Origin of the sequence: Alteromonas halophila (assembly GCF_014651815.1) — a bacterium.
Classification (GTDB): domain Bacteria; phylum Pseudomonadota; class Gammaproteobacteria; order Enterobacterales; family Alteromonadaceae; genus Alteromonas; species Alteromonas halophila.
Window position 1 is genome coordinate 288,550 of record NZ_BMXP01000001.1, and the last position, 11,010, is coordinate 299,559.

The window sequence follows — 11,010 nt, forward strand, 5'->3', positions numbered from 1 at the left end:
CCGGTTGATGACTCAACACAGCAGCCGCTTCACCAATGTATGCCACTGATAGACGCCCTCATACACTGGTGAATATTGCAGCAATGTGACACTATGTTTTTCCTGAATACCTGCCGCGAAGTTAATGCCTTGTTTAGTTTGCCCATTATCCAAACAGCCTGTCAGGTCTGCGGATTTTATCGCAGTGGCTCACGGCGTGCGGGTATCTGGCTGATTTGGTTTCCTATTTTGTTCACGCTTGGCAGCGCTTCTGCAGCGCCCGCAACATCTACGTTTCGCTTTGATATTCCGGCACAGGACGCTAATGCCGCACTTACCGAGTTGGCCAAACAGGCCAATATAACCCTTCTTTTTCCGTTCGAACTGGCAAAACAGGTAAAAACGAATTCTCTGCAGGGCACGTTTACCCTCAATGACGCGCTGCGCTCATTGCTTGAGGGCACAGCACTTGCTGTCACAACTGACGACAATGGCAGTATCAGTATTCGTTCCCGCGACAGTCTTACAGTCAGGACGCCGGCGCCGCAGACAGAGCAGCAGTCAGACACCAATGCTAATCATGGACTTGAGCGAATTGCCGTGGTCGGGACCCGGAATTCCCCGCGCAGTGTTGCAGAGTCTCCGGTTCCGCTGGACATCTTGTCTGCTGAAACACTGGGCGCTCAGGGTGATACCGATACGCTGTCGATGTTAAGCGCGCTGGTCCCGTCGCTGAATGTTAATGACCAGCCTATAAACGATGCCACCAGCCTGGTACGGCCTGCCAATTTGCGTGGCATGGCCTCTGATCACACCTTATTGCTGCTTAATGGAAAGCGGCGGCACCGCTCTGCTGTGATCACGTTTCTTGGCGGCGGGTTGTCGGATGGCGCTCAGGGCCCCGATATATCGGTGATCCCTGCTTATGCACTGAAGCAGGTGGAAGTGTTGCGCGATGGCGCTGCTGCACAATATGGCTCTGATGCCATTGCCGGTGTGATCAACTTTGTGCTCAAAGATGCCCGTGAGGGGGGCAGCGTTAGTGTGCAGAGCGGACAATACGGTGAGGGAGACGGAGAACTGCTGCAAATTCAGGGAAATGTTGGTTTGCCGCTGGGCGAAAAGGGCTTTGCCAATCTTACTGCGGAGTACCGGCAGCAAAATGCGACCTCCCGCTCTGTGCAGCGCGATGATGCGCAGGCCCTGACTGATGCAGGTAACCCGTACATTGCCAATCCTGCGCAAGTTTGGGGAACGCTGGACGTGGACAGCGATATTAAATTTGCGGCAAATTTAGGTTGGGAAATATCGGCGACAACAGAGGGGTTTGCGTTTGCCAATGTGGCGCGACGTGAAATCCACGGTGGCTTTTATTATCGTCACCCACATTTGCGTCAGGGGGTGTTCAGCCGGGAAAGTGCGGTGTCAGAGGACCCGGTACTGCTAGTCGCCGATCTGGACGGGCTGGACCAGGGTATTGCTTGCCCACAGATCTTTATTTCTGGTGATAACGTCCTGGAAAATCCGGATTATCAACGTATTGCCGATAACAGCACGGCACTCGGACAGAACTGCTTTGCGTATAATGAGTGGTATCCGGGAGGCTTTACCCCCCGTTTTGGGGGGACCGTGACAGACGTAGCTGCGTTTGTGGGTGTCACCAGTGAACTTCGTTCTGGCTGGTCGGTGGAACTGAGTGCCGGAGTAGGGTATTCCGATATCGAGTACGCCTTGAGTGAGACGGTGAATCCGTCATTAGGGCCGTCCTCGCCGACCCGGTTTTCGCCCGGCAGTGTGAGTCAGGTTGAACGTACCGTGAACCTGGATTTTGTGCGTCTGCTGGACATCGGAATGGAGGAAATGCTTAGTGTGGCGATTGGTGCAGAATGGCGCCGGGAAACGTACTTCCAGAAAGCAGGCGATGAGGCGTCCTACCTTGCTGGCCGGTTTGCCTATAACAGTGAGTCAGAATTGTCTCAGGGCTTCAGTGTCGGCTCTAATGGGTTTCCGGGCTATCAACCGCAATCTGCCGGGCACTGGAGCCGCAGAAACTGGGCACTTTATTCCGATGTCGAGCTGTATCCGACACCAGACTGGCAACTGGGCGTTGCTACCCGGGTTGAACGTTTCTCTGATTTTGGTACTACCTTTGATGGTAAAATCAGTACCCGCTACATGCTCAACGAGGCGTTTGCGTTGAGAGGATCGTTAAGTACCGGTTTCAAAGCACCGACCGTAGGGCAAAGCAATGTGATTAATGTGACGACTGCCTATGGTGCCAATGGTCTGGAAGATCAGGCAACCCTGCCGCCTACCGATCTGATTTCACAACAGTTGGGGGCGACACCTCTGACTCCTGAAGAGTCGGTTAATCTCAGTCTTGGCGTGGTGTATCAGCTGGACGAAAAATTTTTACTCACCTTTGACTATTTCAATATCCGTCTGTCAGACCGGATCAGCACGACATCAGCGATTCCTCTTACCGATGAAGACATTCAGGTGTTAGATGCGCAAGGCCGGCCAGAGGCGGCGACGTACAATGCAGCAAAATACTTTACCAATGACTTCGATACCCGTACTCAGGGCGTGGACCTGGTGTTGCACTATGATTTTGGCGTTGGCGCGTGGCAGCATAACCTGGTTGGGGCATTTAACTGGACAGACACGCAGGTTGAGCGGGTCACACTATACCCGGCGGTAGTTGAATCAGAGCGTGTCCTGACACCGAACCTGACAACAGCACGTATTCGTATGCTGGAAGATAATCTGCCTGCCTACAGAGGCAGCTTAACCTGGACGCAAAAACAAGGCGCATTGTCACTGGTGTGGCGGCTCAACCACTACGCTGGCTTTTACGAGGATCATTTGGATGCGTCTGCAGGCTTTGACATAGAGAGCGGCAGTATCACGACCCTTGACGCGGATGTCCGCTGGCAGGTAACTGATATGTGGTCACTAACATTAGGTGCAAATAACCTGTTTGATCGCCGGCCAGATGAAAATCCCTATCAGGGAGTGGTGGGAGCACGTTATCCGTCTACATCACCGTCGGGGATTAACGGTGCATTTTATTACCTTGGGACCAGACTGGCGTTCTGATGACGGAAAAGGGTTAAGGAAGATGCGAATAAGTCTGTCATCACTCAGCGGGTCCTGAAGTGCTTAGTCGCAAGGCAGGTTTCGCAGACCATGGCCGTCGCCCTTGTAAGAAACTTTCTTAACACACTTCGTGAAAGAGGGTCTCGTCTATGATCGTTGCATCAATAATTTGCTGTGCCATATGTATACATTTTCCACACTGGCTGCCCAGATCAAGTTGCTTGCGCAACTCACGGATATTCCCAGCCCCTTCATTCTGAACGGCGTGGCGAATGTCTTTGTCGGTGACCCCGTAACACATGCAAACGAACATTAGCGACCTCACTTAATTAGTGAAAATGATAATAGTTGTTATTTGAGTTCATTGCAAGCGGATCATTTATGATTGCCGATTCATCAGTCTGTTCATAAATCTCCACATCAGACCAGATATTCTGACTCAGGCGGTTGTGATCTTGTCAGTCGGACCAATATTAGCAGCGTGGCACATATAATAATGCCGCGATAATCATAATGAATTAAAAATGGAGCGAACAATGAGCGTATTAGTTGGCCGTAAGGCCCCAGACTTCACAGCAGCTGCAGTTAAAGGCAACGGCGAAATTGTTGAAGATTTCAACTTTGCTGACACGATCAAAGGCAAAAAAGCGGTGCTGTTTTTCTATCCGCTGGACTTCACTTTCGTTTGCCCGTCAGAACTGATTGCTTTTGACAAGCGCTTTGAAGAATTTCAAAAGCGTGGCGTAGAAGTTATTGGTGTTTCTATCGACTCACAGTTTTCGCACAATGCATGGCGTAATACGCCGGTGAATGACGGTGGTATTGGTCAGGTTAAATACACGCTGGTTGCAGATGTGAAGCACGAAGTTTGCCAGGCTTATGACGTTGAACATCCAGATGCAGGTGTTGCGTTCCGTGGTTCCTTTTTGATTGATGAAGAAGGCATGGTGCGCCATCAGGTCGTTAATGATCTGCCGTTAGGCCGTAATATTGACGAAATGCTGCGTATGGTTGATGCACTGGCGTTCCATGAAGAGCACGGTGAAGTTTGCCCGGCAGGCTGGACAGAAGGCAAATCCGGTATGGATGCATCCCCTGAGGGTGTTGCTAAGTACCTGTCAGAAGAAGCTGACAAACTGTAAAACAGATACAGCCGGCCCATCAGGGCCGGTTTTCTTCCGGTCAGGGAATAGCTTTTTAGTTGTTCTGCGCCGGCGTTTCCTCTTCTGGCAATGGCCATCCCCCTAAGTTGCGATAGCGATTGACAATGTAGCAAAACAGTTCGGTGGTCTTTGTTGCATCGTACAATGCGCTGTGCGCCTCATTTTGATCAAACTCGATACCCGCAGCCCGACAGGCTTTCACCAGCACAGTTTGGCCTACAGCGAGCCCGGCCAGGCTGGTCGTATCAAACGACACAAACGGGTGAAACGGTGTGCGCTTTATCTTACTGCGATCAATCGCCGCATTGACAAAGCCGTGATCAAACGCGGCATTATGCGCAACAATGACAGAACGCTGACAGTCCGCGTTTTTCTGGGCTTTGCGGACATCCTTACATAACGCCTTCATTGCCTCACTTTCTTCAATGGCACCGCGCAGGGCGCAATCGGGATCAATACCATTAAATTCCAGTGCCGCCGGCTCCAGGTTGGCGCCCTCAAACGGGGTGACATGGTGATGAAACGCGGCATCCGGATGCAACAGGCCATCGTCATCCATCCGCACAGTTACCGCTGCAATCTCTAACAGCGCATCTGTGTGTGCATTAAATCCCGCAGTTTCTACATCGATAATGACAGGAAAGTACCCGCGAAACCGGGTCGATAGCTTGTTGACGGTGTCTGACATAATATCCTTCGCAGATGGCATTGACGGGACGGCTTCACGCCGGTCAAGGGGTTGAAACTTGAACAATGGCACACGGCCATTGCTGGGACGCAATTATTACAGCTACGCGGCAAAGTATCTACCACACGACCTTATGCCGGGTAAAAAGTAGGCCATTGGGTTAAACTTTTGTGCAAAAATGACGATACTATGAAGACCAAGGCGTATTTACGTGTCTGTGCATTGTTGTAAAGGAAGGTGTAAGTGATTTTACGTATACTGATAATCTGTCTGACCGGGCTGAGTGCATGCGCGCAGGGATCGATGCGTCAGTATGCTGCCCCGGTAGAGGATTCTGACTGGCAGGTGGTTAACGAGAACCGTCTGCAGTGCGCGCTTGAACATAACGTTCCGGGCTACGGTGATGCCGTCTTTACCAGTGTGGCGTCAAAGCAGCTTAATATGGCGTTTGAGCTGGATATGCACGTATTGCCCCGCGAGTTTGGTGTCGCAGCCGTTTATTCGGTACCTCCGACCTGGATGCCTGGGCGCACACCCAAACCCATCGCCGAGATGCAGGTACGTAAACAGTACAACGGCGATTTACCTGAAAAAGCCGCCTGGACGATGTTGTCTGAGCTGGAAAAAGGCTTCTGGCCGACCATATATTATCAGGATTGGTATAACCGCTACGATAAAGTCAGTGTGGCACTTAACGCCAGTAATTTTACCCCGCAGTACCGTGAGTTTATTCGCTGCGTTTCAAATTTACTGCCGTACAGTTTTGAAGATATTGCGTATACGGTGCTCTCTTATGAGAAAAACAGTACCGATCTCACCAAATATTCGCAGAAGCGGTTAAACATGATAGGTGAGTATCTCAAAGAAGACGCAGACCTGGAACTGGTCTTGCTCGATGGGTATACCGACAGCTACGGCGGACGCTGGAATAACGAGCAGCTTTCCTTACGCCGTGCCAACGCAGTCAAAGAATACTTCTCCGCGCTGGGTATTCCGGCTCAAAGAATTGAAGTTACCGGGCATGGCGAGCGCCGTCATATTGCGCCGAACAATACCAGCGATGCCCGTGCTAAAAACCGCCGTGTCGTGGTGAGACTGTCCAAGTCGTAACGGGTCAGTCTCGCCCGTGCAGGTAAGCTTTCACTGCAGGCACCTGGTCGGTAAACACGCCATCTACGGCGAGCTGCTCTTTGAGTAATGACAGCAGCTGTATGGATGTCATTTTCCCTGGCAGGGCATCCGTCCGAAACGTGTAGGGATGAACAATCAGCCCCTTTGTTTTTGCCCGTTGCAGCCAGTCAGGTATGTCCTGTGACGCACTGACAAGGTGCGTGATCCAGGGGCCAATGCCGTCGACGTAGGGGGTAAGGGTATCAATGCCGCGGACCGTTCGAAGCGCCTGATAGTCGGTATCCGATTCCTGCCAGCTGTTATCCCCAATCAGCATAATCAGCTTGCCGGTATAGTTCAGTTCATCACGAATTCGCTTAATTTCTTTTAAATCAAAGCACTGCAGAATCAGGTTGGCATCGTTGGCAGTAAGACCATAGTCCGCCAGCGTGTTCAGCACAATGTTGCTGATATCGGCGCCCTGACGCTTGTGCCAGGACGGCGACTTAATTTCAGTGTAAAAACCCACTGTGCTATGGGTAAGTCGGTTGAGCTCAACGATGAGCTCAATATGCTCCCGCAATGTGGCAATTCTGAAATCGGTACGCTCACTGCCAAACCGCGACGGAAACACAGCTTTACCCTCGGCATTGTGGCGCTCATGAATACGCAGTGTTTTAAGTTCGGCCAACGTGAAGTCGATAGCATAAAAGCGGCCGTCTTTGCGTGCCCGCTCGGGAAACACGGATTCGACGTTTGTCACCGTTTCTAAATGGATGTCGTGCAGGACGATGGGAATGTGGTCGCGACTTAGTACCACATCCTGTTCGATATAATCCGGCGCCTGCGCATGAGCAAGTGTCGCGGCGGCCAGGGTATGTTCCGGCAGATAGCCGGACGCGCCGCGGTGAGCAATAATATCAAAGGCCTGAGACGGACTGCTAACGATCAGCAACGCTGACACGAAAAAGACAGCGCGAATCAGCGCCCGATAGTACCGGTGCATTAGCTTTTGTCCTTTGGTGCAATTAGCTCAATCGCGTAGCCATCCGGATCGCGAACAAACGCAATCACGGTGCTGCCGCCTTTTACCGGGCCGGGCTTGCGGTACACATCCGCCCCCTGACGTTCAAGGTGTGCACAGAAGTCATAAATATTATCTACTTCAAAGGCAACATGGCCATAGGCATTGCCCTTATCATAGGTCTGACCGTCCCAGTTATAGGTTAGCTCCAGCACGGCCTGTTCACTTTCATCAGCGTAGCCCACGAAAGCCAGCGTGTAGCGGTAATCGGGATTGTCTGATTTGCGCAGCAATGACATACCCATCACATCGACATAAAAAGCCAGTGCGCGGTCAAGATCCTCAACCCGCAGCATGGTGTGTAACATTCTCATTGATTTTCCTTTTCTTGCAGCCACTTGTTATTACAGGACACCCACCTTAAACAAATATGACAGGCAATCAATAACGTTCATCGGATACGGGCGGGAATGGTGGAACAGGCCGACATTGGTTGCAGGTATTCAGATTGATTTATTCAGACAAAAGGCCGGGTAGCAGCCAGCCCCGGCCTTTAGTGATTCCAGGCAGATGTGTCAGGCAGTTGCGCGATGGCGTAACTGCCTGGCCGCGGCGACCATGTTCTTAAGTGCAGGTATCACTTCTTCCCAGCGTCGTGTTTTTAAACCACAGTCAGGATTCACCCATAATTGGTCCTGCGGGAGCTTTTCCGCGGCTTTCTGAAGCAGATTAACGATACTGTGGGTGTCCGGAATATTTGGGGAATGGATATCGTACACCCCTGGGCCAATGTCATTGGGGTAATCAAAGTGAGTGAATGCGTCTAACAAAGCCATCTCTGACCGCGACGTTTCGATACTAATGACATCGGCATCGAGCCGGGCAATAGAGTGTATAATATCGTTAAAGTCTGCATAGCACATGTGGGTGTGAATTTGTGTGGTGTCACTGACACCGTTTGCTGCCAGTCGGAACGCATCAACCGACCATCTCAGGTATTTCTGCCATTCATCCTGTCGCAATGGCAGGCCTTCGCGCAGTGCGGCCTCGTCAATCTGGATGAGTTTGATGCCTGCCTGCTCAAGTGCCAGCACCTCATCACGGATCGCCAGCGCGATCTGGCGGCAGGTGGTTGAGTGTGGCTGATCATCGCGGACAAATGACCAGTTGAGCATAGTGACCGGACCGGTCAGCATTCCTTTTAGCGGTTTTTGTGTCAGCGACTGAGCGTAGCAAGTCCAGTCAACCGTCATTGCTTTCGGACGGTGTACATCACCAAAGATAACCGGCGGCTTCACACAGCGTGAGCCATAGGACTGAACCCAGCCTGATTCGGTGAATGCAAACCCGCCCAGCAACTGACCAAAGTATTCCACCATATCATTGCGCTCTGCCTCGCCGTGGGCGAGAACATCCAGTCCAAGCTGCTCCTGCTGTTCAATACACTCAGCAATACAGGCTTTTATCGCCTGCCTGTAGTCGTGCTCATCAATATGTGACTGCCTGAGCTGTCTGCGCAGATCACGGATGGTTGATGTCTGCGGGAAAGAGCCAATGGTCGTGGTAGGGTATAAAGGCAGTTTCAGCGCCGCCTGCTGTATTGCCTTGCGCTGGCTGAATTCAGACTGGCGTTGTAAGTCCTTCCTGTTAATTGACGCTTCGCGCTGTTGCACGCAGCGGTTATGTACGCGGTCTGACGCCCGGCGTGATTCAAGGGCGCACTGGTTTTTGTTGAGCGCATCAGCAACGCTTGCCCGTCCGTGTTTTAGTGCCTGGCTTAGCACACCGAGCTCGTCAAGCTTCTGCGTGGCGAACGCCAGCCAGCTTTTAAGTTCGGGATCCATTGCGGTTTCATGATCGAGGTCAACGGGCACGTGTAACAACGAACAACTGGGCGCCAGCCATAAGCGATGATTAAGCTGTGCGGCGACAGGCTCAAGGAAGTCCAGTGTTGCACTGAGATCGGTTTTCCAGATATTTCGTCCGTCAATTACACCTAAAGATAAAACCTTCGTTGCCGGCAGTTGCCTTAATACAGCTTCAACATCACTACGTCCCCGCACAGCATCGACGTGAAGGCCGGCAACCGGCAATTGAGTAGCCAGATTTACATTATTGCCCAACTTGCCAAAGTAGGTGGTGAGCAACAATTTGACGCGACTCTGGGATAGCGTCTGATAGGCCACATTAAATGCATTTTGCCAGGTGGCCGGTAAGTCGGTAGCAAGCACTGGTTCATCGATCTGAACCCATTCGACCCCACAACGTGCAATGTTTTCCAGCAACTGCTGATATTGCACCAAAAGAGCATTCAACAGCGACAATGGGTCAGTGTCGTCTTTAACTTTCCCGAGCCACAGGTAAGTGACGGGCCCGATCAATACTGGCTTGGCGTTAAATGCCTGCTCCCTGGCCTGATGGATCTGCTTGATCAGCGGTTTGTCGTTAAGTGAAAACGTGGTATCCCGATCAAATTCAGGGACGATATAGTGGTAATTTGTATCAAACCACTTTGTCATCTCACCGGCGGTCGTCTGCATCTCAGGGCTGTCATGTGGCGCACGTCCCCGCGCCATACGAAAATAAGATTGTAAGGGAGTATTGGCATCGGCCTTGAAGCGGGACGGCACATTATTGAACATCAGCGTGTGATCGAGCACATGATCATATAACGAAAAATCGCCAACGGGTTGATAGTCAAGATTAGCTTGCGATGCCAGGTTCTGAAGGAAGCGGCTCCGTGCTTGCTGCGTTAGTGTCTCTGTGTCAGTTTCCCCGCGCCAGAATGATTCCAAAGCGTACTTCAGCTCGCGTTTTGGGCCAATTCTTGGGAAGCCAAGGTTGTGGATAATAGTCATGGTTAATTCCTTATTTTCATGAGAAAAATACAAAGGGATGTGTAGACGTCTGGATGTATATTAGTGGTTGCTATGCAGAAAAATAGTGATATGTTTGCACGCAGCGATGAATAAAATTCATGAGTAGGTAGCGCGAGAGGGGGCATGGCGTATGCTTGAGCGAAGTCATTTAGAAATTCTGGCCGCCATTGAAAAGCACGGCACACTTACGCAGGCCGCTGAGGCGCTGCATCTTTCCCAGTCTGCACTGAGCCACAGTATCAAAAAGTTAGAAAGTCAGTTGTCGATTAATGTATGGGTAAAAGAAGGAAGACAACTACGGCTGACACTTGCCGGTGAGCAAATTCTGAAGATGGCAAACAGAGTGCTGCCACAGTTTCTTCACACCGAACAGCTTCTGGGTCATATCGCCAGTGGTGAAAAGGGCATATTACGGATAGGTATGGAATGTCACCCCTGCTACCGCTGGTTATTGAAAGTCATAGAACCTTTTTTGCAGAACTGGCCGCAAGTCGATGTGGACGTAAGACAAGCCTTTCAGTTCGGTGGTTTAGGCGCATTGTTGAACTATGACATAGATCTGCTTGTGACACCCGATCCGCTGTTCACGGATAATGTGAAGTATATTCCGGTTTTCGATTATGAGCACAGGCTGGTGGTGTCTGCCTCGCACCCGCTTGCCAGTCAAACGACGGTGGCACCCGAGCAACTTAGTCGCGAAGTGCTTTATACCTACCCGGTAGAGCCCCAGCGGCTTGATATTTTCAGTCAGTTTCTGCATCCGGCGCAGTGTACTGTCAGGCAGCACAAGATAATGGAAACCACAGAAATCATGTTGCAAATGGTGGCGGCTGGCCGGGGCATGTGTGCACTGCCAGGCTGGCTGGCAGATGAATATGCGCAGACCTTGCCGATAAAAAGTGTACGTTTGGGAGACGGGCTCTACAAACAAATCCATCTCGGGCTGCGGGCGGGCGAAGACAACAGTCGTTTTATTGACGAGTTTATCAATCTGGCGCGCACCATCCGTTAGGCCTGTGAGTCCTCAGACTGGCTGGTTACTCAACGTAAATACCGGCTAACTCGCTG

At 51.3% G+C, this 11,010-nt stretch carries 9 protein-coding genes; 4 read left to right on the forward strand and 5 right to left on the reverse strand.

What is annotated here, in order from left to right; translation table 11 throughout:
• The first annotated feature begins 93 nt into the window (after window positions 1-93).
• Window positions 94-3,078 (forward strand): TonB-dependent receptor, encoded by a 2,985-nt coding sequence (locus IE054_RS01355; protein ID WP_189403291.1) that lies wholly within the window; start codon window positions 94-96, stop codon window positions 3,076-3,078.
• A 118-nt stretch (window positions 3,079-3,196) separates the two neighbouring features.
• Here IE054_RS01355 and IE054_RS01360 read toward each other — a convergent pair whose 3' ends face one another.
• The gene (locus IE054_RS01360) at window positions 3,197-3,391 is read right to left on the reverse strand and encodes a bacterioferritin-associated ferredoxin (RefSeq protein WP_189403292.1); all 195 of its coding nucleotides are present in this window, start codon (window positions 3,389-3,391) and stop codon (window positions 3,197-3,199) included.
• 223 nt (window positions 3,392-3,614) lie between these two features.
• On the opposite strand from IE054_RS01360, the gene IE054_RS01365 reads away from it, so the two are divergent.
• Window positions 3,615-4,220 (forward strand): peroxiredoxin, encoded by a 606-nt coding sequence (locus IE054_RS01365; RefSeq protein WP_189403293.1) that lies wholly within the window; start codon window positions 3,615-3,617, stop codon window positions 4,218-4,220.
• 55 nt (window positions 4,221-4,275) lie between these two features.
• Here the strand turns inward: IE054_RS01365 and rnt are convergent, their stop codons facing one another.
• Window positions 4,276-4,929 (reverse strand): ribonuclease T, encoded by a 654-nt coding sequence (rnt, locus tag IE054_RS01370; protein ID WP_189403294.1) that lies wholly within the window; start codon window positions 4,927-4,929, stop codon window positions 4,276-4,278.
• Window positions 4,930-5,232: 303 nt separating this feature from the next.
• Between rnt and IE054_RS01375 the strand changes: the two genes are divergently transcribed.
• Window positions 5,233-6,039, forward strand: a complete 807-nt coding sequence (locus IE054_RS01375; RefSeq protein ID WP_189403771.1) for a flagellar protein MotY — start codon at window positions 5,233-5,235, stop codon at window positions 6,037-6,039.
• Between the two features lie 4 nt (window positions 6,040-6,043).
• Here IE054_RS01375 and glpQ read toward each other — a convergent pair whose 3' ends face one another.
• The 3 genes from glpQ to metE form a co-directional block, all read right to left on the reverse strand.
• Window positions 6,044-7,045, reverse strand: coding sequence for a glycerophosphodiester phosphodiesterase (gene glpQ / locus IE054_RS01380; RefSeq protein ID WP_189403295.1), 1,002 nt, complete (start codon window positions 7,043-7,045; stop codon window positions 6,044-6,046).
• Window positions 7,045-7,437: a lactoylglutathione lyase gene (gloA, locus tag IE054_RS01385; protein WP_189403296.1), complete on the reverse strand. Its 393-nt coding sequence runs from the start codon at window positions 7,435-7,437 to the stop codon at window positions 7,045-7,047. Before gloA ends, glpQ begins: the two co-directional genes overlap by 1 nt.
• A gap of 201 nt (window positions 7,438-7,638) precedes the next feature.
• Window positions 7,639-9,921 carry a 5-methyltetrahydropteroyltriglutamate--homocysteine S-methyltransferase gene (gene metE, locus IE054_RS01390; protein ID WP_189403297.1) on the reverse strand — a complete coding sequence of 761 codons (2,283 nt, stop codon included), beginning with the start codon at window positions 9,919-9,921 and terminating at the stop codon, window positions 7,639-7,641.
• 151 nt (window positions 9,922-10,072) lie between these two features.
• Between metE and IE054_RS01395 the strand changes: the two genes are divergently transcribed.
• Window positions 10,073-10,954: a LysR family transcriptional regulator gene (locus IE054_RS01395; protein WP_189403298.1), complete on the forward strand. Its 882-nt coding sequence runs from the start codon at window positions 10,073-10,075 to the stop codon at window positions 10,952-10,954.
• Window positions 10,955-11,010: the final 56 nt, after the last annotated feature.

What these genes read in the sequence shown, in the direction of transcription:
- IE054_RS01355 (WP_189403291.1), top strand. Translation starts at nt 94, where the DNA reads ATGTTTTTCCTGAATACCTGCCGCGAAGTTAATGCCTTGTTTAGTTTG.
- IE054_RS01360 (WP_189403292.1), bottom strand. Translation starts at nt 3,391, where the DNA reads ATGTTCGTTTGCATGTGTTACGGGGTCACCGACAAAGACATTCGCCAC.
- IE054_RS01365 (WP_189403293.1), top strand. Translation starts at nt 3,615, where the DNA reads ATGAGCGTATTAGTTGGCCGTAAGGCCCCAGACTTCACAGCAGCTGCA.
- rnt (WP_189403294.1), bottom strand. Translation starts at nt 4,929, where the DNA reads ATGTCAGACACCGTCAACAAGCTATCGACCCGGTTTCGCGGGTACTTT.
- IE054_RS01375 (WP_189403771.1), top strand. Translation starts at nt 5,233, where the DNA reads ATGCGTCAGTATGCTGCCCCGGTAGAGGATTCTGACTGGCAGGTGGTT.
- glpQ (WP_189403295.1), bottom strand. Translation starts at nt 7,045, where the DNA reads ATGCACCGGTACTATCGGGCGCTGATTCGCGCTGTCTTTTTCGTGTCA.
- gloA (WP_189403296.1), bottom strand. Translation starts at nt 7,437, where the DNA reads ATGAGAATGTTACACACCATGCTGCGGGTTGAGGATCTTGACCGCGCA.
- metE (WP_189403297.1), bottom strand. Translation starts at nt 9,921, where the DNA reads ATGACTATTATCCACAACCTTGGCTTCCCAAGAATTGGCCCAAAACGC.
- IE054_RS01395 (WP_189403298.1), top strand. Translation starts at nt 10,073, where the DNA reads ATGCTTGAGCGAAGTCATTTAGAAATTCTGGCCGCCATTGAAAAGCAC.